The sequence below is a fragment of the Mucilaginibacter sp. A5337 genome, assembly GCF_059690695.1.
In genome coordinates this window covers 394,891-419,494 of sequence record NZ_JCAWEC010000006.1, presented here as the reverse complement: position 1 = coordinate 419,494, position 24,604 = coordinate 394,891, and the positions used below count along the sequence as shown (strand labels likewise).

Sequence of the window (24,604 nt, the reverse complement as noted above, 5' to 3'; positions counted from 1 at the left end):
ATCAAAAGTAAGTCATATCCACAAATTGATCCGGGGATTTAACAATACTTAACAATTACCTTAAGTTTTCGGGAAGCACGGCATTAGGGTCATCAATGTCCGTTAGATTTATGGCCTCAATGGCGGTAACTTCGGGCACGGCTTTTTTAATAGCCTGTTCAATACCGGCTTTAAGGGTCATGATGCTCATTGGGCATGATCCGCATGAACCCAGCAGCTTTAATTTAACCACATTTTCAGGAGTTATCTCCTCAACAGAAACATTCCCCCCATCAGCCTCCAAATACGGACGGATAGTATCTAAAGCTGCTTCAACCTGATTTAATAAACTCATTTTTATTAATTTATAACGTTATGTAAAGTTATTAATTATTTACAACATTTTCTGCACTTAGTGCTTTGGCATTTGATATGGCCACCTGTTGTGCAACACGCTCGGCCATTTGAACAAAAGCTGTAGTCATTGGGCCGTCTTCTTCAAGTACGGTAGGCTTGCCGGCATCGCCTGAATCACTGATACCTTTAATCAATGGGATTTCGCCTAAAAAGGGAACTTCCAATATCTCCGCCAGTTTGTGGCCTCCGCCTTTACCAAAAATGTAATATTTATTTTCGGGCAGTTCGGCAGGTGTAAAGTACGACATGTTTTCAACCACACCCAATATCGGCACATTGATGGCAGGCATCATAAACATACCAATGCCTTTTTTAGCATCGGCAAGCGCCACATTTTGTGGTGTAGTAACAATTACAGCACCGGTTACCGGGAAACTTTGTGTTACCGTAATGTGGATATCGCCCGTACCCGGCGGCAGGTCGATCACCAGGTAATCCAGATCACCCCAGTCGGCATCATTGAATAATTGTTTTACTGCGGTTGATACCATCGGTCCGCGCCATGGCACAGGCTGGTTAGGATCGGCAAAGAAACCTATCGACAGCAATTTGATGCCATATTTCTCAATCGGCTCAATGCGGGTTTTGCCGTCAACCTGGCTGGCCATAGGGCGGGCACCTTCCAAACCAAACATGATTGGTACCGACGGGCCGTAAATATCGGCATCTATCAATCCCACCTTAGCACCTGATTTTGCAAGACCTAAAGCAAGGTTGGCCGCAACGGTTGATTTACCAACGCCACCTTTGCCCGATGCCACTGCTATGATATTTTTAACACCCGGTACGCCGGTGTTTTTTTGAGTGGTAACCCGCGAGGTCATGTTGATATTGATAACAGCATCCTTGCTTACAAAATGCAGGATAGCGTTGCGGCAGGCATTCTCGATCATCGCTTTTAACGGGCATGCCGGGGTAGTTAGGATTACCGAGAAGCTAACGTTGTTGCCATCAATATGAATATCCTGGATCATGTTAAGTGTAACCAGGTCTTTTTTTAAGTCCGGTTCTTCAACATTACCCAATGCTTGTAATACTTGTTCTTTAGTAATTGTCATAATATGAGGCAAATTTATGAAAACGGGGCGTTGATTGAGTTTATCAGGAAACAATTTGCAAAAACAACCGTTTGCAGGGGATAAGATTTAGTTTAGTTTTGGATAAAATTAACAAATGAAGCGCCTTAATCCTAAATATATACGCATAGCCGCATACATTCTCGTTCCCTTAATTCTTATTCTGCTTATCGGCGGATATGTTGCCTACTCAAAACGTGGCGCCCTGCTCGAAAAAGCCATCAACAAAGCTAAATTAAAAGCGAAGAGAGATTATAATTTAGATGTAAAAATAGGATCGGCCCGGTTTACCGGACTTAGTACGGTTTCTTTTTCCGACATCAGCATTGTGCCTGACGGGCGCGACAGTTTGCTAAGTATCAAAAACTTTGTAGTAAGTGTACGCATTATGCCCTTGTTGCTTGGCGAGGTAAAACTATCAGATGTTGTACTACAGGATGGTTTTATTAGCCTCGTTGACAAAAACGGGGTTAAAAATTTCGACTTCCTGTTTAAGAAGAAAAAGGATTCGACAGCAACCAACAACAAAGCCGATTTAAGCAATATTGCCCATAACCTGATCAATGAGGTACTTTACAAGATTCCCGATAATTTATCGCTCAATAATTTTAATATCAGTTTTAAAAATGACAGTGCACAGCTAAAGCTTTTAGCCCAGACCGCGCAGATCAAAGACGGACAATTGACTTCGACAATAAAGGTTAACGATGGTGAAGCTACCTGGCATTTTGCCGGCAAAATGCACCCCTCGGATAAAGACATCGATGTAATGCTTTATGCCGATAATCACCAAAAGGTTGAGCTGCCAATCATCGAAAAGAAATTTAACCTGAAGCTTAATTTCGATACGCTGCAAACTAAATTAACTAAGGAGGATCATAGCAGCGGTGAAACTTCAATTTCGGGCTCGTGGTCGGTTAAGAATTTACTGATCCGTCACCCGGGCATCTCTTCTTCCGACATTGTGTTCCCGGAAGCTGCCATTGATGCGGATGTTAAAGTAGGTTCCAATTATGTATCTATTGACAGTACTTCGCTTATCCATATAAAAAAACTAACCGCACATCCTTATATCAAATACACGCTAAACCCGGTTAAAATTTATGAACTGAAACTGAATACCGGGTGGCTTAATGCAACTGATATTTTTGATTCGTTCCCAACCGGGATGTTTGACGCGCTCGACGGTATCCAGGTTGCCGGAAAGCTGAACTATCATATGAATTTTTATATGGATTCGTCAAAACCCGATGACCTGATATTTGATTCGGGCATGGATAGGGACAATTTCCGGATCCTTAAATTTGGACGTACCGATTTAAGTAAGCTTAACAGTCCGTTTATATATACGCCTTATGAAAAAGGCAAACCAATGGCGCCTCACCTGATAGGCCCCGAAAACCCGGAGTTTACCCCACTGCAGCAGATCTCGCCTAATTTAAGGAATGCAGTTATGACTGCCGAAGACCCGTCTTTTTACACCAATCATGGTTTTGTGATGGAAGCCATCCGCAAATCGATAGCTACCGATTTTAAAACTAAAAAGTATAAACGAGGGGGCAGCGGAATCTCACAACAACTGGTGAAAAACGCTTACCTGAGCAGGGAAAAAACTTTATCGCGTAAAATAGAAGAGATCCTGATAGTATGGCTTATTGAAAATAACCGCATCATGACCAAAGACCGGATGCTGGAGGTTTATTTCAACATTATTGAATGGGGCCGTAATATTTACGGTATATCGGAAGCCGCGCACTATTATTTCGGCAAAGCGCCATCTGAACTTAGTCTCGGCGAAAGTATTTACCTGGCCAGCATTGTGCCTTATCCTAAAGGGGGCTTGTACGCGTTTCAGCCGGATGGTACCTTACGACCGGGTTTGCACGGCTATTTTAACCTGATAGGTAAACTGATGGCCATGAAAGGATATACTGCCCGTGATACCAATGCTTACGGCTTTTACGAGGTACGTTTAAGAGAAAGCCTGCGCCGCCAGATTGCGCCTGTTGATACCGCTACTGCGGATAGCCTCATGAAACAGGGCGGTGCAGACGATGACAGTATTTTGCCTGTAGTTGAAGAGCCGGTAAAACGACCAAATTTCTTCCAGCGCCTTTTTGGTAAAAAGGACACCACCGAACAAAAAGCCGAAGAAAAGCAGAAACAAAAAGAGCAAACGTTAAAGGAACAAATCAAAGCCCAGATAGAAGCGCTTAAAGCCGAGTATAAATTGAAGATTGACGCAGTAGACACCACCGGCGGCCGAACGCGAAAAGAAGTAAGGCAGGAAAAACGTCGATTAAGGAACGAAGAAGACGAAAAGGAAAAGGAGTTGAAGGATAAGATGCCGTAAAAGTTCTTTTCAGGGAGGTTAAAACGGACATTCTGCTTAGTAGAATGTCCGTTTTGTATTTATACCCACTGCCGCGAGTTTAGCGCAGCGTAATTCTTGGTTAGCATCTTGTAAGCTTTCGGCTTACTTAGGTTCGGCTGAAAGCTGAAACCATGGTTGAAAAACCCGCGGCAGCTAAATACAATTAGTGCAAACCCGGCTTGTACTATGATAAATTTAAAATGAAAATTCGTGTAATTTGATCAAATTGTAAGCAAAATAAAGGGGGGTATTTATCTCTTGACATTTGTGTGTTTAAACTTATATGTTTAAACATGTATATTTGTTTCAATAATTGAGATAATCATGTCATTAGTAGAAAAATTACAATGGAGATCGGCCATTAAGAAATTCGATCCCACTAAAAAAATAAGTGCAGAACAATTAGAAGCATTAAAAACAGCTATCCAGTTAGCACCATCATCATTAGGCTTGCAATCATATAAAGTGATTGTTGTACAGGATGCCGAAACCAAACAAAAATTACGTGCTGTAGGGTATGACCAGGCGCAGATCACCGATTCATCGGCTTTGTTTGTATTTGCCTCATTAACTAATCTTGACGAGGATTTCGGTAAGAAATTCATCGACCTTGTTGCTTCAACTCGTAGTATTGCCCGCGAAAGCCTTATCGGTTACGAGCAAATGGTATTAGGTACATTGGCCAGTCGTACAGATGCACAAAAAGTTGAATGGTCGCACAAACAAGCCTATATTGCTTTAGGTGTTTTATTAGCCGAAGCTGCCGAAATTGGTGTTGATGCTACCCCGATGGAAGGTTTTGATGCTTCGAAATTTGACGAAATCCTCGGCCTTAAAGAAAAAGGATTAACTACCACTGTTATTGCTGCAGTAGGTTTCCGTGCGGAAGACGACGCATACAGCAAAATGCTGAAAGTACGCCGCCCGCAAAGCGAGCTTTTTATTGAAGCGTAAATTTTTATAGTTCATGGGTGATGGTTCATAGTTCATAGCCATCTTGCAAAAACAGGTGATGGAATTATTTCTATCGCCTGTTTCTTTTTTATGTATCTGCTGTCTTGCTATGAACCATCAACCATGAACTATGAACCAGCCGAAGACTTCCGGATAAACAACTTCGATTTTAAAACATGTTCCTTTTTTGGGGTATTGCCATTATTTTCAAGCACATCAAACAATAATGTCGCCGCCTTTACACCCATTTCATAAGCCGGCTGTGTTATGGTTGAAAGGGGAGGAGACAGTAAAGGGGCTACTCTCAGGCTTGAAAAGCTGATCACTTTCAAGTCGTTAGGGATAGAAATACCAAGATCATTGCAAACATAATAGGTAGCAAACGCTAAACGCTCAACTGAGCTGAAAATGCCGTCTGGCCTGATTTCCTGTAAGGCTTTTTTCAGGATCTTATAGTTTATTTTTTCATCGTTGCTACAGTCGATAACGAGGTTATCATCAAACGCTATCTTATGTTTAGCCAGGGCGTCCATATAACCCTGCATCCTCACTTTACCTATCGAAATACTTTTATTAACCACCAGGTAGGCTACCTTTTTGCAGCCTGTTTTAATGAGATGTTCGGTTGCAGCAAAGCTGCTGTCATAGTCGTTAGTGGTTACCTTGGCGGCTTCGATATCTTCGTAAACACGGTCGAAAAATACAACAGGCACATGCTTTTTCTCCAATTGGCGAAGATAGTTGTGATCGTTGGCTTCGCCGGATACCGACATGATGATGCCATCGGCCTTGCCATTGTTAAGGTAGTTTACAAACGAAACTTCCTTTTCAAAAACGTCATCGGTACGGTAAAGCAAAATATAGAAACCTTTTTTACGGGCAACCTCTTCAATGCCATTTATGGCCTGCGAAAAAAAATCGTTGGCTATTTCAGGAACGATAACGGCCAGTGTATTGGTTTTTTTATCGCGCAGATTGCTTGCATAATGATTGGGCAAATAGTTATGCTGCTTGGCGTAGGCCAGGATCCGCTCTTTAGTATCTTTATTAATATCAGTATTTCCGTTAAAAGCCCTCGATATAGTTGATGTGGATATATTAAGTTCCTTTGCCAGTTTCTTGATATTGATATTGTCCATTTTTGCCCGCTAAATCTATTTACTATGTGCCAAATGTAATAAAACAGATCAATTGTGTTTAATAATCAGGAGCATAATTGTTAAAATATCATTACAAAAGATAGCCGTGCTGGCACACACTTTCGGCAGGGGGCGTAAATGCTTAACTCTAAGTTAATCAATGGCATGCACTTTGTATAATCCACGGTATAGTTCCCGTGGCATGATTTATGGCAAAGCGAATTTTGATAGTTGACGATAACGAGTTGATGATAGAAGTAATGACCTATATTTTGCTCGGCAACGGTTACGAAGTAGCTGCATCAACCCATGTGCATGAAATTTTCAATGTTATAAAAGCATGCCACCCGGATTTGGTGATCCTGGATATTGCCGATAAAAGTATGGATGGCCACGAGCTGTGCCGGCTAATTAAATTGAACCGGGCCACCAAAAGTCTGCGTGTAATTTTGTGTTCGGAAAATGAAGAAGTGGGGCATCACAATTCACAAAAAGGAGCCCCGGACGACGTTTTGCATAAGCCGTTTGGGATGAACAGCCTGATCCGCAAGGTTGAACTACAGCTGGCTGCATAACTAAATTTTAAAATAATCAATTGTAAATTAATTAGTTATGTTAAAAAATAGTAATGCTTTCAACCTGCTGTTGCTTTTGTAATATGGGATATGTATGTTTACCGAAGAGAAGATAAAGATGGGATTGCCACTAAGAATAACTTTTAATGATACCGACCACGTGTATCAAATTAACACCTCGCCAATTACCCCAACCACCAGCGAACTTGAGATCCTGTTAAATGGCGAGAAGATAATCCTCCAAAAAGATGCCCGCCGTGTATGGGTGCAAAAAGGCGAAGGCCCGGTAATTGACCCGGAGTTTGCACAGGCTTTGGGCAGATCGGTTGCTTTGCGGTTCAGGATGTAAGAGCGAATAATAAAATGTCATTTCGACGAACGGGCGAAGGAATATAGTGGTGTGAGGAGAAATCTTATACACCCGGCAAATTGCCTGTATGATTTACCAAGCCGCGCGTATAAGATTTCTCTTTCACCCCCGATGCTCATGATCTTCCCAGCTCTATCGGAATAACATAGCTATTTTGAGCGCCTGTTACATCAATCCCAGCATCACAACCCCCATCAAAATCATCAGGCTGTCCTCAATAATGGTAACGGTACTCATGGGCAGGTTAAACACCGCGCCAAGGCAAGCACAACGGATTTTCCTTTTGTTGAAAACGCTTTGCAGTACACCAATCAGGCTTATAGTCATTACTATAACCATGATAGCATTAACGGTTACCGGGGCTATGTTTAGCGCAAAAGCGAGACCTAAGCCCAACTCAATAAAAACATAAGCGTAACCCCATCCGCGCCAGCGTTTGGCCACAATATCGTACATGCTGTAGCTGTCGGCAAAACCGGCAATATCCAACAGTTTAAAAAAAGAAAACATCAGGAAAAAACCGCCCATGAAAATACGCATCATGGTCATGATGTTAAAAGAACTGCTGTAACCTGCAATTAATGAAGCAGCCAGCAAGTAACCGAATATAAGCAGGATGGGTTTATAAGTTTGCAGCCAGGTACGGATTTCAGTATCATCGGTCATGCTCATAACGGGATGATGAGCTTCCGCTTCGCTGAGCTGATATTTAGGGTAAGCTGCAAGGGCTTGCTGAAGATCGGCCGTTGATACATGTTTTTTCATGGTAATATCAGCAGAACCTTCTGCCAATGAAATATCAACTTTTTCAACGTTAGGAACTTGTTGTAATAAGCTTTGAACTTTAGTGAGACAACCGGTGCAGGTCATGCCGGTGATGTTATATGTATGTGTCATGATAATTTGTAATTGTTGATACAAAATTACCGTGAGCAGGTAGGGGAGCCGTTATAGTATTATGGATATGATTTATAAGATTTACAGTTTAGCACGAATGCTCAGCAAGGCGGCCACGATTTGATCAAATTACACGAATAAAAGCGGAGGAAAATTTGTGTAATTCGTTTCAATTCGACTAAAATTAGTGCTTTAATTATATATCTTCCAAATTCCTGCGCTTACTTCCCTGCAATGCCTTAAAGGCCGATGGCGTCATCCCGGTTACCTGTTTAAACTGGCTGGATAGATGAGCAACGCTGCTGTAACCTAACCGAAAAGCAATCTCCGAAAGGCTAAGCTCATTATAGATCAGCAGCTCCTTTACTTTTTCAATTCGTTGCGCAATGTGGTATTTTTCAATTGTTGAGCCTTCTACGGCCGAAAACAGGGTGCTTAAATAGCCGTAATCATAATTAAGTTTTGATGTAAGCAGGGCAGAAAGCTTTAATGGCGATTGTACTTCAGAATAATGAACATGCTCAATGATGAGGGTTTTGATCTGTTCGATGAGGCGACTTTTTTGATCATCAATGAGTTCGAAGCCAAGATTATTCAGCGAACTTTCCAATTGCTTAAGCTGTGACGGGGTAGGGGCCTCTTTAACTTCCACCTCACCAAGGTCTACCATAACAGGTTGCAAACCCGCTTTTTCAAGTTCGCTTTTCACCACCATTTTGCAGCGGCTGCAAACCATATTTTTTATATACAGCTTCATGGCTGCAAAACTACTATTTTACAGCCTCATCCACCAGTTGCTTCAACTCCTTGTAGCGTTGTTGCCTGCCATCGTTTTTAATATAAAAAGTCATCAAAAAGGCGGCATATCTTTTATCCTTATCTATCCACGGAAAACTTCCAAATAGCCCCGGACTGCTTACAGTATGTGCATCAAATACCCATTCGCCATAACCGTAACCCAATCCACCGGCCTCGGCAGGGGAGTAGGCTATCTTTACATCTGGCGTGAGCCGGTTTACCTGCATCTCGGCTATACTGTTTTCGCTCAGGATGCGTTTGCCATTAAAAGTGCCCCGGTTCATGATCATCGTCAAAAAGGTCAGGTAATCTTCGGATGTACTGTAGGCTCCGCCAGCTGGTAAAGCCACTTTAGCGTTGCCGAAATCGGTGTGCTGCATGTTGAGTGGGCGGGCAATGCGCTCGGCAAAAAGGGTTTCAAAACTTTTGCCGCTAATTTTTTCGATGATCGCTCCGGCAATTTGCAGGCCGGCATTGCTGTAATGAAAAACTTTTCCGGGTGTCCCTTCCATTGGCATGGCGGCAATATCAGCTATAGCATCGTCCATTGAGTTTTCCTGGCGCATATCTTCCAGGCTTTCTTTTAATGGCGGGGTTTTGATACCGGTTTGATGCGACAGGCATTGGCCAATGGTTATCCCTCCCTTGCCATGTTGTGAAAGCACGGGGAGGTATTTACCAACGGTATCTGTAAGTTTTAACTTTCCCTCGTCAACAAAGGTCATTACCAAAGCTGCGCTGAGCCATTTGCTGCAACTGGCAATGGCCACCCGTGATGTAGAGGTATAATCATCCAGATCGGCCTTTTTGCCTTGTTTGCGGGCAACCATGCGGCTAACAAACTTTTGCCTCATATTCATATCATTAACGGCATGATTGTAAACAAGCTTGCCGTTTTGATAAACAACAAGCACCACCCGGCCGCCCATTTCTGAAGCATGATCGTCTAACCAGTTATCAACCTTGCTGAAGTTATATTGCGCATTGGCTTTGATGGTACAAAGCAGTAATAGGCATAGGATAAAGGGTAGTTTGGCTTTCATATTTAAATGATTTATGAGCTTGTTTGACAGCTAAGCTAATTTAAAGTTTATTCGGATATGCTGTTTTAGGCAGGTTGGCACAAAAACGGCTTGTTTTGTAGTTTCAACTTCCTTTTTTACGCGTTTAACGATTGTTTTCCCCCGCCCACCTAATAGCGATGCTGATTATTGTGCATTGTACTTTTCTTTGTATTACAAAACCGAAAGGCCATGAAAACCAAAAAGAAACCTTTATATCAACGAAAAGCATTCATCATTATCCTGATCTTATTTGCAGGCTTTGTGAGCATTCAGTTTGTACGCCCCGATGTAGCTAATCCTCCCGTAACGGGCGACTTTCAGGCTCCGGCTGATGTTAAGGCCATTATTCAACGTGCCTGTTATGATTGCCACTCTAACAACACCAATTTACGCTGGTACGATAAGATAGTCCCTGTTTACTGGGGCGTTGCATCGCATATCAAGGATGGCCGGGCCGATCTTAATTTTTCGGAATGGAACAAGCTTGCCACGGCTGATCAAAAAGGAAAACTCTGGGAATCGATCAACCAGATCATAGCGGGCGCCATGCCTTTACCTGGCTATATGGCTGTTCATACAGAAGCGAAGGTATCAGCGGCGGATCTTGCTGTATTAAAAAACTATCTCGCAGGGATGGTGCACAGCAAACCTGCTGATACCGCTGCCATTAATGCAGCAGATAAACAATATCAACACTGGCAAAAAAATGAAGCAGCAATCACCAAACTGCCAACAGCAGCGAATGGGATCTCTTACATTCCAGATTATAAAAACTGGCAGCCTATCAGTACTACCGAACGTTTTGATAATAACACCCTTCGTGTAATTTTTGGTAACGACATTGCAGTTAAAGCCATTAAAGAAAACAAAATCCACCCATGGCCAAACGGCGCCATATTTGCCAAGGTAGCCTGGGCGCAACTACAGGATAAGGACGGCACTACCCACACCGGTGAGTTTAAACAGGTAGAATACATGATAAAAGATGATAAAAAATATGCGTCTACCTACGGATGGGGCTGGGCGAGGTTTAAAACGCCCAAAATGGTTCCTTATGGCGGGGCCAATGTATTATTCACCAAAGAGTGTATGAGTTGCCACAAACCCATGGCTGCCGAAGATTTTGTATTCACCAAACCCATTAAACACTAAACCCATGAAAGCATTATATAGTTTACTAACAGCATGCACATTAATGTTGGCGGCCTGTTCTGATAATAAACAGGTTGAATTGTACAACACCAGGGCGGCGCTACCAGCTTCGCCGAAGTATAACCTTGATGGCCTTAAAGTGATCACTTCCTTTGTTAATAAAACCAGGGGAACGGCTTCAACACTTTATGGTAATGAGTTTGCGCTAAAAGCAGCGATTGAAGGCAATAAGATAATTGCGGCCAATGAAGTTTTTATACTGGTAACCTGGAAACAGCAGGATGATGACCATTGGTTCGGCGCGAAGATCCCTTCGGATGTTGAATCGGTGGAAGTGATTAAAACCGCTTCATCGGGCAATAATGTCGTTATTAATTATGAGCAACTAAATGGTAAATCCCTCGACTTAAAAACGGATACTGTGGGCCAAACTGAAAGGATTAAATATATCCTTGGGCAAAAACCTTCAGTTCTGCCGTAGTTAATGAAAAGGGATTATTAACTTGAAAAAAGCATAGGGCTGTGGGATTCCCCTTCTTGAAATCTATCGTATGAACACATCTTTTTTAATGTTATCATTAATAAAAAAAATGTCATTTCGACGAGCCAAGGGTAGGGTTTGTGCGCCAGAGGTGAGGAGAAATCTTCTACGCCCTGCTTTTACAGGCATAGTTTTAGAACCAGATGTAGAAGATTTCTCTTTCGCTCCACCACCCGATCCGCTGCTGCTCTATCGAGATCACATTTCTTTAAAGAGGTGTCCACACGAGAGCTCCCAATAGGGTACTTAAGAAAAGCTCCTCAATCAGCGTTAAGCTTCTGCTTTTAAGCAATATCTATTTCAGTCCGGTCCCCGTCTTTTGGAGGAGCTTCAAGCGCTTTCACCGGTTCCAATCCTGAAGCATATCCAAACAGGCGGCGTTCTTTAATTATTGTAGCTACCTCGGCAGGTACAAACTCTTCCCAGCCGTTGGCTCCCAGTTTTATCAGCTCCAGCACATTATCAGTTTCAACGTTGAGGTTGTTTTCGTTATAATGCCTGATATCTTCTATTTTATTGTTGGCTATCAGGTAGCGGTACAAATCTATCAGGTGAGGCGGCAGGTAAAAGCGCAGGCAATTCCAGATCACGCCATCGCGCAGGGTAGGATATATAAACAGCTTTACCTTACGGCTAAACAACGTGGCGAATGATTCCAAAATACCACCCGGCAAATCTTTATAATGTTCTTCGGAGAAGATATATTCAAGGTTAGGGAAACCAAGCACCACACCCATTTTAAGCTTGGTGATCTTTGACAGATAAGCCACCAGCTTATAATATTCGTGGAAGTTGGAGATCATTACCGTTTGCCCTAAGGAGCCAAGGATATCTACACGATCAAGGAAATCCTTTTCGTCGATATCTGCATTGATATCGGCGTTACGTTCCTTAAGCGCCTGGAGCGTAAGTTCGGTAACAACAACAACATTTTCCTTGTCAACATCTGATTCCTGGAGAAACTGCTTAACCCCCGTGTTTAACATGTCCATATGAACATTGATAACCGGGCGGAAACGGCCGCGAACCATTACAATGTGTTTTTTGTATAATACTTCAGATGGTTGCAGGTTTTTACCGTCGGGCCCGAACAATGCAGCATCCGAAAAACCATATTTTACCAGGTGAAGACTCATCAGGCGGTTATCAACCTTGGTGAAGTTGGGGCCCTCAAAGCGGATCATATCAATCTGGATCCTATCGCGCGAAAGGTTATCCATCAGCGACAGCAGGAATACCGGGGGGATCTCGTTGTAATAGAAACAGGCATACATCAGGTTTACACCCAATATACCTACGGCCTGCTGCTGCAGGTTATTATCATTATCCAGCAGTTTAACGTGGATGATCACATCGTTGTATTGCCCGTTCGGTTCCAGCTGAAAGCGTACGCCCATCCAGCCGTGGCCTTCGTTGGTTTTGTTATAATTAAGGGCCGATACAGTATCCGCGAAAGCAAAAAAGGTGGATGTGTCGCCACGCTGCGCACCAAGGCGCTCAATGATGAGGCCGTATTCATGACTCAACATGGCCATCAACCGGGGCTCGCTCACATAACGGCGGCTTTGTTGTACCCCGTAAATAGCATCTGAAAAAAGCATGTCATAGGCCGACATGGTTTTGGCTATAGTGCCGGATGATGCACCGGCTTTAAAAAAATTTGCTGCTACGTCCTGTCCGGCTCCAATTTCGGCAAATGAGCCATAAATTTCGGGGTTAAGATTAATGGCCAGCGCTTTTTGCTTGGTCCCAATATCTTTATTGTGAATGGCATTCATACCCATAAATTATTATAGTTGACTGTTACCAGTAGTATAATCTAAGAAGGCCTAAAATTACACTTTTTTAAGCGAAGGCGTGTTAAGATTATATCATAAAATGTCGTTGAAACATGTTTTTTAAGCGTTCTGCTTTTCCGGAAAGTGGTATTTACCGAAAAAAATTTTCGTAGCAAGTGATAATAAGCCATTTACCAACAGCAGGAAATAAAAACATATATTTGAAATTATGTGCGACATGAGGGGAGATAGTTAAACCGTGCTTATAAATTTATGGAGATGATATCAAGCTGTCCGAGTGAATATCTTTTGAAAGTTCTGTTTGGGAAATGGAAACCATGTATATTTCGTTATGCATCTTTTGGGCCGGTGCGTTTTAACCAGTTGATCAGGATTTTGCCGGGGTCCTCCAGGCAGGCAATAGCATCGGCATTACGGGAGTTGGAAGAAAGTGGTATTCTGAAAAAAGAAGTTATCAGGATTAAACCGCTTCATATAGAATATAACCTTACTGAAAAAGGTGCATCTTTTATTCCCGTTTTCAAATGCCTTGAAGAAATGAAATTGATCCCCCCGGCAATAACGGTGGATAAGCATCTTGTTAGCTGATAGATATAAAGTAGCGCAAATCAATAAAAAATGCGCTCCGGATCTCATCCCGGAACGCATCGTAACATCACATCAGGAAATTACATCAACTAAATCCCGGATCTTGTTATAAACCGCGGGCTCTTAAAACCGGCAAACTGTTTTAATGGGGAAGCCGTATATATCTGCAAATAAACAGTCAATTCATTACCCGGTCAATTAGTCAAATATTTATGACCGGAGTTTTTTGCTGTTTTCTAAAATACCCCCAAAAAAGAGAAGCGTGGCTGTGTTGCTCAAAACAGCACCTCTCTTGCCCTTAAGTTATTCACGGAAGCGCCGGCCTGGAGAAAAAGAGCTTCGATAATAATGCTGATTTCGTGCCTTTGGATAAAATGTTGCAGGTCATAAAAAATTGACTTATTGCAGGTTAAAAGAATCGGCTATTACTTTGTGTTAAAGCAGTTCGAACGCTTAATCATTTTATTTTCTATTAAACAGAAATCATGAAATATTATAAAAATGTAATTATTATGCTGGGTTTTTCTTTTAATGTCCTGGCGGGGGCAGCACAAAATTCGCCTGCGCTCACCTATGCCGAACGGTTAGGCTGGAGCAAAACCGACAAGGTTGTTATTTTTCATGTCGACGATGCAGGCATGTCATATGATTCAAATGATGGTGCTATAAAGGCATTGAATGGTGATGTGGCCACCTCCGTTAGCGTAATGATGCCCTGCCCCTGGGTACCGGCCATGGTTAAATATTTAAGGGAGCATTCCGGTACAGATGCGGGATTGCATTTGACACATACTTCCGAATGGGATGGTTATCGCTGGGTGCCATTAACGGGCTGCAAACAGTCGCCCGGGTTATGTGATCAGGGGGGCGCGATGTGGAATAATGTAAGCGATGTGCAGCGTCATGCTTCGGCAGACCAGGTGGAGGCAGAGATTTGGGCACAGTTGGAGCGGGCGCGGGAAATGGGCTTTAATCCTACCCACCTTGATACGCATATGGGTACTTTATGGTCCTCTCCCGAATATCTGGACCGCTATATTAAAGTTGGTATCGCTGCACATATCCCTATTTTATTTGCTGCCGGTCATGGCTCTTTACTTTTGAAGCAATTACAGGAGGGGCCACTTTCCGGGTTAAAAAAATTGGGTGATAAAAAAGAAGATCAGAAAGAAGTGGATGCCTCTGTTTTAAAAGGAATTCAGCAAACGGGTGAAAGAATTTGGAATGCAGGTCTGGCAGTGGTAGATGATCTTTATATATCAAGCTACGATTGGGTTTTTCCTAAAGATAAAGAAGCAACCGATGAAAACTTAAGACAATTTAAAACAGAGCGGTATAAAGCTTTGCTACAGGAGGCTAAGCCAGGCATTACTGTCATCCTGATCCATTGCACAGCACCAACAGAGGCGTTTGGCCATATTACAGATTCGGGCAATACCCGTAAGGCCGATTTACTTGCGATGACAGATCCTGCATTAATGCAGTTTATACGCCAACAAGGCATCATTTTGACAACCTGGCGCGAATTACAGGCCAGAAGGGATAAACTAACAGCACCTGATTTTAAACATAACTAAAAACGCATAAAATGAAAACATATAACATCTGCATGCTTTTGTTTCCGGAGCTTACCATGCTTGATTTTGCCGGACCGTATGAAGTATTTTCAAGAGCGGCATGTTTTAATATTCGGATAGTATCGGAAAATACCAATCCGATTCAAACCGAAGGAGGCGCATATTTGAAGGCCGATTATACATTTGATAATTGCCCGCCCGCAGATATCCTTTTTGTACCCGGAGGAAAGGGGATCACCCCGATATTGACAAATGAAAAATATCTCGCTTTTCTTAAAATGCAGGCGGAAACGGCGCAATACATTACAGCTGTTTGTACCGGATCACTAATATTGGCCGCAGCGGGATTGCTACAGGGCTACAAAGCCACTACCCACTGGCGATCTCTCGAATTATTGAGAATACTCAATGTTGAAGCGGTAGATGAACGCGTTGTTACCGACAGGAACCGGATAACCGGGGGAGGTATTACAGCCGGCATAGATTTTGGATTGACATTAACTGCCTTGCTGGGTGGTGAGGATATGGCTAAAACAATACAGTTATTACTTGAATATGCGCCCCTGCCGCCATTCAATGCCGGTTCGCCCAAAGTAGCCGAGCCGCGTATTGTACAGCAGGCCATGGACCTAACCCAACAGGCATTTGATGTAAGGCTGAAATTGCTTGGTAATATTGTTGAACATCGTTAACCGGGGGAATAGCCAAAGGATAATATAGCGGAAGCCATTGGCTAATAATATTATACGATTACGGGTCAGCAGGAAAGCCGTCGGATTTTACCCGATGGCTTTCCTGTTAATGTAGGGTTGATGTTGCAATGTTCAAAGGCAAATGGAGCAATTTTTCTGAATTATATGGTAAATCGCATAAATCAGATCTATCTATAGTTAATGAAGCAGGATAACTGCTTTAAAAAAAGATTTAAAAACACTTGCGTAGTTAAATGGCTACATTTATATTTGTAGTCAAATAGCTACACGATGAATTTACGACGAGATGTATTTCAAGCCATTGCCGATCCAACCCGGCGGGCTATCCTTTTGCTTGTGGCCACACAAGCTATGACGGCCGGTGTAATAGCGTCAAATTTTGATACCGCCAGGCCTACCGTTTCCAAACACCTGCAAATACTTACCGAGTGCGAATTGCTTAAACAGGAGCAAAACGGCAGGGAGATCTATTATCATATCAACGCAGAAAGAATGAAAGACGTAGCCGACTTTATCGAGCCATTCCGCGCTATGTGGGAAGACAGGTTCAACAAATTAGAAGACATCATGAAAAACTATAAAGGGAAATAACATGGAAAAGAAAACAAAAATAGACGCCGAAAACGGCAAACAGGACTTAACCATAACCCGGGTGTTTGACCTGCCGGTCGAGCTGCTTTTTAAAGCCTATATAGAGCCCGAAATTGTGGAGCAATGGATGGGAACAAAAGTGCTGAAGCTTGAAAACAAAAAGCACGGCAGCTGGCAGTTTGAAACAAAAGACCCCCACGGCAACGTAGTTTTCAAAGCCAACGGAACAATTCATGAGTTTATTCCCGGCCAAAAAATCACCCGCACGTTTGAAATGGACAATGCACCGTTTGACGTACAGCTGGAGTTCCTGGAGTTTGAAAAACTTACCGACGATACCAGCAGGCTCAATATGCACGTGGTGTACAGAACGCCCGAACTCAGGGATCAGATGCTGAAGCTGCCTTTTGAATACGGTATAAACATGGCGCACAACCGCCTGCAGGAAGTATTAAAGAAATTGAAATAATAACCTGTTATGAAAAGGAATAAAATTATTTATTGGATTGCCACCCTTTGGCTGGCACTGGGGATGATATCAACCGGAGTTGTACAGTTAATGAAAATGAAATCAGGCGCCGGCGGTGCCGACAGTATTGCTCATTTAGGCTATCCTGCGTATTTTCTGACTATATTGGGGATTTGGAAAGTTTTGGGTGTTATTGCAGTATTGATGCCTAAGTTTCCGGTAGTTAAGGAATGGGCATATGCAGGTTTTTTCTTTGCCATGTCGGGAGCAATATTTTCGCATCTTGCAGCAGGTAATGCAGTAAATGAGATATTTCCTGCTTTGCTTTTACTGGTACTAACAGTAATTTCGTGGTATTTCAGACCGGCCGATAGAAAGATGAGCCCGGTTAACCAATAATAAACAACATGAACCCAAAGGTTGATTTTTATTTTAACGAAGCCGAAAAGTGGCGGGAAGAAATAGAGCAATTGAGATTGATTGCACTTGATTGCGGATTGACCGAAGAATTGAAATGGGGCTGCCCATGTTATACTTACCGCGAAAGTAACGTCGTTTTAATACACGTTTTTAAAGAATACTGCGCGTTTTTATTTTTCAAAGGCGCGCTGTTGAGCGATACACATAAAATACTGATCCAGCAATCGGAGAATGTGCAGGCGGCCCGCCAGATCAGGTTTACCAACGTTGAAGAGGTAACGGATCAAAGAAGTATCCTGAAAGCCTACATTTTTGAAGCCATCGAAGTAGAAAAAGCCGGTTTAAAGGTAATCCTGAAAAAAACGGAAGATTTTGCCGTGGCCGACGAGTTTCAAAGTAAATTAGACTCGATCCCGGCCCTCAGAGCCGCATTTGAGGCCCTAACGCCGGGACGCCAAAAAGCCTATCTGCTGCATTTTTCACAACCCAAACAATCATCAACCCGAGAGGCGAGGGTTGAAAAATGGATGCCACAGATTTTAAATGGTAAAGGATTGAATGATTAATTAAACATTCCCCAAAAGCGTGGTCTGCGCGATTCCCCTCTTGAGAGGGGCGTAGGGTGTGTTTATCCCGAAGGTAATGAACGCCGAAGAAACACACCCCAGCAATCACACTATCTCACGCGCCCCCTCTCAAGAGGGGAATTAAAAATAAACCACAAAACGATAACAATGAAACTATCACCAGAACAGCAGAAAGAACTCTTCGGTATATTAAAAAAACGCTTTGAGAAAAATATGAACCGTCATAAGGATATCGAATGGGTGAATGTACAGGCAAAGCTGGAGGCCGGCGCGGAAAAACTATGGTCGCTCAACGAAATGGAAATAACCGGCGGCGAACCCGATGTTGTCGCTTATGATAAAAACACCGGCGAATACGTTTTTTATGATTGTGTTGCCGAAAGCCCTAGGGGGCGGCGAAGTGTTTGTTATGACCATGAAGCCCTGGAGGCCCGGAAAGAATATAAACCGGCAAACAGCGCAGTTGAAATGGCGAAGGATATGGGGATTGAGCTTTTGAATGAAGAACAATACCGCGAACTGCATAAGCTGGGAAAGTTTGATACCAAAACATCAAGCTGGATAAAAACACCTGCCGGCATCAGGAAACTTGGAGGGGCTATTTTTGCCGATTACCGCTATGAAACTATCTTCATTTACCATAACGGAGCCGAATCATACTATGCTGCCCGGGGCTTCAGAGGAGCGTTAAGGGTTTAGGCTTTTGCATCCTCGCTTTAATACGGATTTATGGTATGGAGCATCAGGAATAACTATGCATTTGGATTCAGTTTTTAGTTAATGTTCGCACTCTGGGTGCTGGCAAATTTTGAGGATATGAAAGCTCGGAGGAATTTTGTGAGGTAACATTCGCCGGATGGGAAAAATTGTCGCCAGGGAATTAGTTCTTAGCCGACTCTTTTTCCCAGAATTTTTAATCCTCTTTCCTCTCCATCCAGCACAGCTATATCAGGTAGGTTTCCCCATTCTTCAAACCCAAAGCTTTTGAATAATTTTAGGCTGGGATCATTGTGTGCGAAAATAAAGCCGATGAGGGTTTTTATTTGAAGCGTTGGGGCAGTAGCTATACTGTATTCAAGCATTTTTTTTCCGAGCCCCTTGCCCCGGTGGTTAGCATCAATATAAATACTGATCTCAACAGTGGCATTGTAGGCCGGTCGGCCGTAGAAGGATTGGAAGCTAACCCAGCCAACAACATTATTATCGTTCTCCTCTGCTATCCATAATGGCCTCGTGTGGTTATGTTCATCAAACCACTTCTTCCTGCTCTCAACAGAAACGGGTTCGGTATCGGCCGTTGACATCCGTGATGCAACGGTTGAATTATATATTTCAACTATTTTATCTAAATCAGCTTCAGCTGCATCTCTAAAGTTTATCGGCTCCATATAGTTTAAAACTTCTTTTATTCAAAGGTAGAGGGATGTTATATGTTAAAAAATGCTGATTTGTTATCTATTGATGCGGGCGTTGCATTAATGAGGCAACCTATGGTCAGTATTATCACTGCACCATTATTTAACCTGATATTTAATATAAACAAAAAGCCTTCAGATTGTTCATCTAAAGGCTCTCTGTTCAAGTCGGGATGGCGGGATTCGAACCCACGACCTCCAGCACCCCATGCTGGCGCGATACCGGGCTACGCTACATCCCGAAGAAAAAGATTAGCTCTATCTAACGATTGTAACCGTCTGTAAACCTTTGTCTTGCATTTAACAAGCAGGGTCAGTAAATCTGTTAATTGTCATTAGCTAAAACGATGCTCTAACACGGTAGTACAACAAAGAGTACAAATGTTAGAGTAGCAAATATAAAAACTATAAGAAAAAGGTCAATAGATACTTTAAGTTTCTACGGGTACCCTCTTGGAGTAAAAGCGATTGAGGTTATCATAAGCTATTGAGTTAAGTGAATAAATGAATTATGGAGCTTCGACACGCTTATAGCAATCAAGTGCAAGGAGGAACGGAATAAATGATAGGTTGCGCGTAGGCTTGTGTTTATGCCGTAGTTCCTTGCAACGCTTCAGCAGCTATAAGCGTAACTTTGCTTAATAATTCATTTACTCATATATTAATAGTCAGCTTTTTTAGTTCCTCTGCTAATCTTTTGACTTCACTTTTAAGCTTAGCGTTTTCTTCGAGTAGTAAATAGGCCTCATAACTGCCAATTTCATTTAATTTATTCATTACTGGAAGAAGGTAGCTATGCACAAAGCCAGGAAAAGCAACGAGGCTTGGTATCTTGATCTGACAAGGCCTATTTAATCTTACATCAAGAAAAGTCAAAAGTCCCGTAACGTCTATATCCAGTAATTCGAAATCACCAAATTTTAGATAACGGCGCTCATCATTTGTTGTTATGAGCGCTATTGACTTATAATAATGTGGGTAAGATACTTCGAGTATTACTCTAAAAAGATATTCAATACCCTTTATTTCCTCTAGTTCATTTAATGTGGATTTTTCTACGTGAAGTCCATTTGAAAAAACACCTATATAAATCATATTTGAAAGTATGGAGATTTTTCCATTTAACTACTACAGATTTTATAAGATAGGGCTTTTATAGCCCCCAGTTATCTAAAGTGTAGTAGATCGTAAATTGAAGAAAGTAATTTTAGAAGAGTAAAAGCCAGTTTAACCGGCTTCATTTAAAAGGTAGACATTGCAAGTGCCTTTCTAATTTTCTTTATAATCTTGTAATTGCCCTATAAAGGTGAAAGATCAAGAAAAGTTAGAATTTGAGAATGAGGTTGTAATGTTAGTTTGATTGGCTGTTTAAGGATTGGGGAATACCATTTTCATTCGCTCGTCCTAAAAGGTAACTGAATCCGATAGTTTGCAAAATGACTTGTCCAATCACTCAAACGTCAATAGAATTCAGTACCTTCTAATAATAGTATTGTACGTTTTATCGGTAAACAACATATTGCTACTTCAGCCAAATGAAGAAAAGACCGTCCCCATACTTCGAGATTACTGATGGCAGCGACATTGTGCGTGTTACTGTTGACGGCTATGCTACTAAACCAAGTGAAGCTAGAGCGGGTAGTCAATGGTTGGAATCCGTCATTACTGTTAAAGGCTGCACTCTGGGTGGTCAGTATATTGCTGAATTCCGGCCAATAGAATTTAACCGATTCAGGCAACAACTAGTGTCGCTCATCTATGGGCTTGAAAGAACAGCAACTTTTGAAAGCGAATCAGAATTCCTTCGCTTGCAATTGGAGATGATATATGAAGATTTTGCTGAAATAGATGTCAGAGCATGTGATGTTCCGGGAGTCGGTTCTGTATTGAACTTCAAAATGGGAATGGCTGTATCGGATATTAATGGTCTCGTGCTGCAACTCGAAAACATACTAAATCGGTATCCTCTACATGAAGCATGATTCGGCATTGGAGGTTAGACCGTTACACACCTGAAAGCTCAAATTCAAAGTTAGGACACCTTCATAAGGTAGGTTTTGTTTATAAATGGGAGCTCTTTTAAAGCACTTGCTTTATAAGAGATCTAATCCGATAACGTTCCGAGTAATCTGCAAATGACTTTGCCCTCAATCGTAATCAATAACCTTTTAATACAACCATCAAAACGTTTCTTCGATTGATTTGTAGTTAGTTATGATTATAGATTATGGCAGCAGAGAATACTACTTTAATTGTTAGCGCATTTTCAGGGCTTGCAGGTGCTTTGATATCCCAGGCATTAACTGGTTTGTTCGCCTACTTTGGGGATAAGCGAAAGGCAGATATTGAACTTAAGAGTCAATACCGGAGCAAGCAGGTTGAAATAGCCGAGAGCTATTACTACGTCACTGGTGAAACGATGTCCATCCTGAAGAAAAGCGTACAGCTATGGAAAGGTCGGAATATCCCACGTAGTGAGGCCAGTTATAAATCCATAACTGAAAGCCTTAAGCAAGCAGATGAGCGGCTTAAGCAGATGAACATTGATAATTGGAAGCATAATCTCGTCGGCCTTTACTTCAATGTATCCCTATCCTACAATGATCTAATTGCCGCCAATAACAAATCGCACGAGTTGTATTTAAAGGTGCTGGATATCGAAAGTAGATTACGAGGTGCAGATAACGAGGAAGATAGAGAATTGTACTTTGGCCAATATAGCGTGGCCATATTCGACCTGTGCAGTCAATATGATGCTGTATATGACATCCTTGCCGGGGATATGAGTAAAGTTAAAGCCGAGTTGTTAAATAACTTTCAGATTTGAGTGAGAGGGCTCGAACCTCAAAGATTTTATTTGCAACTAAAAACTGAATAGGCAACCATCCAATGTTAATCATTAGTTACTATTACAATACTTTTCTATCAGACTATTAAACTGGTTTGTTTGAATTAGTTTTTTAGCCATCTTCAAATCATCACAGGCAGACTCTTTTCCTAACTTAGCTTTAGCCAATCCACGGTAATAATAAGCAAACGCATTGCTTTGATTTAATGATATCGCGATATTACAATCATCTATAGCTTCAATATATCGATTGTATTCGATGTATATTTGAGCGCGGTTGATAAGGGCGTCAGCGTCTTTATTATTTATTTTAAGACTATGATTAATGTCTATTAAAGCACCAACCCAATCTAGTAAATCAATTTTAAGATTTGCCCTGTCTCTATAAAGGTAAGATGTCCTTTGAGGTTCTTTATTATATTGAATAGCATTTGTATAGTCTTCTAAAGCATTTATAGGCTGTTTGGTCTGCTCTAATAACGCCCTTTGTTCATAAGCTGGGGCAAATTGCCTATTGATGTTTATAGACGCTGTAAAGTCATGATAGACGCTATCATAGTCATACGGGTTAATATACATTGCAGCATTACCACGTACATAGTAAGCTAGATAATTGTTAGGGTTTATTTTAATGGCTTTTGAAGCAAGTTGTTTCGCCTTTTGATAATTACTATTATTGTATTGTTCCTTAATGGCTAGCTGAACTATTGGAGTCAATATTGAGGTTTGGTTTATGCGTTTTTGTTGCGCTTGAAGTTTTATACAACATATCATTACCATGCTTATTAAGATGAGGAATTTCATTTATGTGAGAATTTGGGTATCAAATGTAATAAGTTAGTTGCCATTCCAACCACATGTCCTAAAAGGTCACTGAATCCGATCTCTTGACAACTGATCCTTTAAATGAACTTTGCAGGCACTCGAAATCAGTAACCTTTTAATAAAAGCATTAGAAGCTAATCTTCACTTTCAGCCTGTATGATCTTTGTGTATTCGCTCCAAGCGTTATCGTTTACACCATTGTTTAGTTCTGCCAATAGCCTTCGTACGTGGTTAAGTTCTGTAGTGAAGCTATCCACTTCTGCCTGGTATTCTTTTATTACTTCTAAAAGCTTTTCTTCCTCTCGTAGTAATCTCTCACGTTGTGTTTGTTTGTTCATGAAATTCCAAAATAAATAAGTTGTGCATAGTACTGCCAACCATAAAAGTTATGGCTTACGTAGTTTGAAAAGAGTTGCATATCTAATGATCAATTTTTTTCGTCCCGCATTTGAAAAGTCTATTGAAGCAATCGGGCCTTGGGTATTATCTAGCTCTATTTTGAATATCTGTCCAGTTCCAAATCTTTCGTGTTCCACGAGATCATTAACCCTGAAAACCTCCCTGTCGATTTCAAAACTTTCTAACGGCTCAAGATCATCTATATTTAGATTGATCTCCTTTGAAGTAGGCTTAGGTTGAGGTTTGCTTTCAAGGCTCCCCAGTCGCAATGATATATCTTGTAGGGATTTCAATATAAGTTCAGTATCAGCGGAGATTTCGACCTTTTCAGTAACCTTTGCCTTACTTATTCCGAGTAACTCTATAATTGAATTTACATCGTTGCCCTTATTTTGAAAGGTATCAGCTAAGTTCTCTGCAAGCTTTGCCACCATTCCGTTTACATCATCTATTCTAAGGGAGCTATTATATTCAATATCCCTAAATCCTTGAATATCAAATATCCGCTTGGTTATATTATCTTTTATAAAACTTACCGGTAAATCGAACGCCTGCCTAATTCCAACTTCATACAGGACGTTTGGATTCTGTGCGCTTAGGTCACATATAGCCATATCTGAATTTAGGAGCTTACGAAGAATATCGATTACTATGACGTTGGTCATTTTCACGTCATCTGCTCTCACTGGGACAAATCCGGCTGCAAGGCAAGCTGGTTTAATTATGTAGTCGTAAACACGTTTAAAATGACCTGTTTCATATCCTTCAACATCAGAAATAGGCATAATTATAAAACAAGTCTTTTCAGCTTTTATTTCTTCTTCTAGCATCTAACAAATTTATTTTGGCAGTAAATGTTTCTATATCTTACCTTTTACAAACACCACAGGTCAAACCTTCCTTAGCGCAACGTTTGCAATACTTACAGTTCTTGCAAGCACGACAAGGATTTTCACCTTTACAGGTGGCGAACATTTTGTTTGTTGTTGTGGGAGATGGATTAAAGCTGGTTGTACTCACGAGAGTTCCAACAGCCA

28 protein-coding genes and 1 tRNA gene are annotated in these 24,604 nt (G+C 41.6%); 16 read left to right on the top strand and 13 right to left on the bottom strand.

Annotated features, from left to right (window positions below; genetic code table 11):
- Positions 1-55: 55 nt before the first annotated feature.
- Positions 56-334, bottom strand: coding sequence for a NifU family protein (locus AC59JO_RS22230; protein ID WP_091210217.1), 279 nt, complete (start codon positions 332-334; stop codon positions 56-58).
- A 31-nt stretch (positions 335-365) separates the two neighbouring features.
- On the bottom strand, positions 366-1,454 hold the full coding sequence (locus tag AC59JO_RS22225) for an Mrp/NBP35 family ATP-binding protein (protein ID WP_497308075.1): 1,089 nt from the start codon (positions 1,452-1,454) through the stop codon (positions 366-368).
- 115 nt (positions 1,455-1,569) lie between these two features.
- Between AC59JO_RS22225 and AC59JO_RS22220 the strand changes: the two genes are divergently transcribed.
- Together AC59JO_RS22220 and AC59JO_RS22215 are read left to right on the top strand one after the other, a co-directional pair.
- Positions 1,570-3,825: a transglycosylase domain-containing protein gene (locus AC59JO_RS22220; protein WP_497308073.1), complete on the top strand. Its 2,256-nt coding sequence runs from the start codon at positions 1,570-1,572 to the stop codon at positions 3,823-3,825.
- Positions 3,826-4,170: 345 nt separating this feature from the next.
- The gene (locus AC59JO_RS22215) at positions 4,171-4,800 is read left to right on the top strand and encodes an NAD(P)H-dependent oxidoreductase (RefSeq protein ID WP_413670545.1); all 630 of its coding nucleotides are present in this window, start codon (positions 4,171-4,173) and stop codon (positions 4,798-4,800) included.
- A 128-nt stretch (positions 4,801-4,928) separates the two neighbouring features.
- Here the strand turns inward: AC59JO_RS22215 and AC59JO_RS22210 are convergent, their stop codons facing one another.
- Positions 4,929-5,939: a LacI family DNA-binding transcriptional regulator gene (locus AC59JO_RS22210; RefSeq protein ID WP_497308071.1), complete on the bottom strand. Its 1,011-nt coding sequence runs from the start codon at positions 5,937-5,939 to the stop codon at positions 4,929-4,931.
- 209 nt (positions 5,940-6,148) lie between these two features.
- Between AC59JO_RS22210 and AC59JO_RS22205 the strand changes: the two genes are divergently transcribed.
- Both AC59JO_RS22205 and AC59JO_RS22200 read left to right on the top strand, forming a co-directional pair.
- Entirely contained in the window at positions 6,149-6,514 is a 366-nt protein-coding gene (locus AC59JO_RS22205) for a response regulator (RefSeq protein ID WP_413670547.1), read from the top strand.
- Positions 6,515-6,632: 118 nt separating this feature from the next.
- Positions 6,633-6,863 (top strand): hypothetical protein, encoded by a 231-nt coding sequence (locus tag AC59JO_RS22200; RefSeq protein ID WP_090532876.1) that lies wholly within the window; start codon positions 6,633-6,635, stop codon positions 6,861-6,863.
- Between the two features lie 186 nt (positions 6,864-7,049).
- Here the strand turns inward: AC59JO_RS22200 and AC59JO_RS22195 are convergent, their stop codons facing one another.
- The 3 genes from AC59JO_RS22195 to AC59JO_RS22185 all read right to left on the bottom strand — a co-directional run bounded on the left by AC59JO_RS22195 (position 7,050) and on the right by AC59JO_RS22185 (position 9,622).
- The gene (locus AC59JO_RS22195) at positions 7,050-7,781 is read right to left on the bottom strand and encodes a heavy-metal-associated domain-containing protein (protein WP_413670548.1); all 732 of its coding nucleotides are present in this window, start codon (positions 7,779-7,781) and stop codon (positions 7,050-7,052) included.
- A 196-nt stretch (positions 7,782-7,977) separates the two neighbouring features.
- Positions 7,978-8,538, bottom strand: a complete 561-nt coding sequence (locus tag AC59JO_RS22190) for an AraC family transcriptional regulator (RefSeq protein WP_413670549.1) — start codon at positions 8,536-8,538, stop codon at positions 7,978-7,980.
- Between the two features lie 13 nt (positions 8,539-8,551).
- Positions 8,552-9,622, bottom strand: a complete 1,071-nt coding sequence (locus AC59JO_RS22185; RefSeq protein ID WP_497308068.1) for a serine hydrolase domain-containing protein — start codon at positions 9,620-9,622, stop codon at positions 8,552-8,554.
- A 210-nt stretch (positions 9,623-9,832) separates the two neighbouring features.
- On the opposite strand from AC59JO_RS22185, the gene AC59JO_RS22180 reads away from it, so the two are divergent.
- Positions 9,833-10,795 (top strand): heme-binding domain-containing protein, encoded by a 963-nt coding sequence (locus tag AC59JO_RS22180; RefSeq protein ID WP_497308066.1) that lies wholly within the window; start codon positions 9,833-9,835, stop codon positions 10,793-10,795.
- 4 nt (positions 10,796-10,799) lie between these two features.
- Positions 10,800-11,276, top strand: coding sequence for a hypothetical protein (locus tag AC59JO_RS22175; RefSeq protein ID WP_413670552.1), 477 nt, complete (start codon positions 10,800-10,802; stop codon positions 11,274-11,276).
- Between the two features lie 344 nt (positions 11,277-11,620).
- On the opposite strand, the gene AC59JO_RS22170 is transcribed toward AC59JO_RS22175, so the two are convergent.
- Positions 11,621-13,114 carry a TonB-dependent receptor gene (locus AC59JO_RS22170; protein ID WP_413670553.1) on the bottom strand — a complete coding sequence of 498 codons (1,494 nt, stop codon included), beginning with the start codon at positions 13,112-13,114 and terminating at the stop codon, positions 11,621-11,623.
- Between the two features lie 273 nt (positions 13,115-13,387).
- Between AC59JO_RS22170 and AC59JO_RS22165 the strand changes: the two genes are divergently transcribed.
- The 8 genes from AC59JO_RS22165 (at position 13,388) to AC59JO_RS22130 (ending at position 18,779) form a co-directional block, all read left to right on the top strand.
- Positions 13,388-13,723: a winged helix-turn-helix transcriptional regulator gene (locus tag AC59JO_RS22165; protein ID WP_497308064.1), complete on the top strand. Its 336-nt coding sequence runs from the start codon at positions 13,388-13,390 to the stop codon at positions 13,721-13,723.
- 485 nt (positions 13,724-14,208) lie between these two features.
- Positions 14,209-15,300 (top strand): polysaccharide deacetylase family protein, encoded by a 1,092-nt coding sequence (locus AC59JO_RS22160; RefSeq protein WP_497308062.1) that lies wholly within the window; start codon positions 14,209-14,211, stop codon positions 15,298-15,300.
- Between the two features lie 11 nt (positions 15,301-15,311).
- The gene (locus tag AC59JO_RS22155; RefSeq protein ID WP_497308060.1) at positions 15,312-15,992 is read left to right on the top strand and encodes a DJ-1/PfpI family protein; all 681 of its coding nucleotides are present in this window, start codon (positions 15,312-15,314) and stop codon (positions 15,990-15,992) included.
- A gap of 291 nt (positions 15,993-16,283) precedes the next feature.
- Positions 16,284-16,604 carry an ArsR/SmtB family transcription factor gene (locus AC59JO_RS22150; protein WP_091210231.1) on the top strand — a complete coding sequence of 107 codons (321 nt, stop codon included), beginning with the start codon at positions 16,284-16,286 and terminating at the stop codon, positions 16,602-16,604.
- Position 16,605: 1 nt separating this feature from the next.
- Complete coding sequence (locus AC59JO_RS22145) at positions 16,606-17,073, top strand: SRPBCC family protein (RefSeq protein WP_497308058.1); 468 nt, start codon at positions 16,606-16,608, stop codon at positions 17,071-17,073.
- 9 nt (positions 17,074-17,082) lie between these two features.
- Positions 17,083-17,472, top strand: a complete 390-nt coding sequence (locus AC59JO_RS22140; RefSeq protein WP_413670559.1) for a DoxX family protein — start codon at positions 17,083-17,085, stop codon at positions 17,470-17,472.
- An 8-nt stretch (positions 17,473-17,480) separates the two neighbouring features.
- On the top strand, positions 17,481-18,059 hold the full coding sequence (locus AC59JO_RS22135) for a YdeI/OmpD-associated family protein (protein ID WP_497308056.1): 579 nt from the start codon (positions 17,481-17,483) through the stop codon (positions 18,057-18,059).
- Positions 18,060-18,227: 168 nt separating this feature from the next.
- Positions 18,228-18,779, top strand: coding sequence for a DUF4256 domain-containing protein (locus AC59JO_RS22130; protein ID WP_497308054.1), 552 nt, complete (start codon positions 18,228-18,230; stop codon positions 18,777-18,779).
- Between the two features lie 188 nt (positions 18,780-18,967).
- Here the strand turns inward: AC59JO_RS22130 and AC59JO_RS22125 are convergent, their stop codons facing one another.
- The 3 genes from AC59JO_RS22125 to AC59JO_RS22115 all read right to left on the bottom strand — a co-directional run bounded on the left by AC59JO_RS22125 (position 18,968) and on the right by AC59JO_RS22115 (position 20,590).
- On the bottom strand, positions 18,968-19,468 hold the full coding sequence (locus tag AC59JO_RS22125) for a GNAT family N-acetyltransferase (protein WP_413670562.1): 501 nt from the start codon (positions 19,466-19,468) through the stop codon (positions 18,968-18,970).
- Between the two features lie 195 nt (positions 19,469-19,663).
- Positions 19,664-19,737: transfer RNA gene (locus AC59JO_RS22120), tRNA-Pro, on the bottom strand.
- Positions 19,738-20,149: 412 nt separating this feature from the next.
- Entirely contained in the window at positions 20,150-20,590 is a 441-nt protein-coding gene (locus AC59JO_RS22115) for a hypothetical protein (protein ID WP_497308052.1), read from the bottom strand.
- 440 nt (positions 20,591-21,030) lie between these two features.
- On the opposite strand from AC59JO_RS22115, the gene AC59JO_RS22110 reads away from it, so the two are divergent.
- Positions 21,031-21,477: a WapI family immunity protein gene (locus AC59JO_RS22110; RefSeq protein ID WP_091212191.1), complete on the top strand. Its 447-nt coding sequence runs from the start codon at positions 21,031-21,033 to the stop codon at positions 21,475-21,477.
- Between the two features lie 245 nt (positions 21,478-21,722).
- Entirely contained in the window at positions 21,723-22,322 is a 600-nt protein-coding gene (locus AC59JO_RS22105; protein ID WP_497308050.1) for a hypothetical protein, read from the top strand.
- 72 nt (positions 22,323-22,394) lie between these two features.
- Here AC59JO_RS22105 and AC59JO_RS22100 read toward each other — a convergent pair whose 3' ends face one another.
- The 3 genes from AC59JO_RS22100 to AC59JO_RS22090 all read right to left on the bottom strand — a co-directional run bounded on the left by AC59JO_RS22100 (position 22,395) and on the right by AC59JO_RS22090 (position 24,397).
- A complete protein-coding gene (locus AC59JO_RS22100) occupies positions 22,395-23,147 on the bottom strand; it encodes a tetratricopeptide repeat protein (RefSeq protein ID WP_497308048.1) in 753 nt (250 codons plus the stop codon).
- A 155-nt stretch (positions 23,148-23,302) separates the two neighbouring features.
- Positions 23,303-23,545, bottom strand: coding sequence for a hypothetical protein (locus tag AC59JO_RS22095; protein WP_497308046.1), 243 nt, complete (start codon positions 23,543-23,545; stop codon positions 23,303-23,305).
- A 9-nt stretch (positions 23,546-23,554) separates the two neighbouring features.
- On the bottom strand, positions 23,555-24,397 hold the full coding sequence (locus tag AC59JO_RS22090; protein WP_497308044.1) for a hypothetical protein: 843 nt from the start codon (positions 24,395-24,397) through the stop codon (positions 23,555-23,557).
- Between the last annotated feature and the right edge of the window lie 207 nt (positions 24,398-24,604).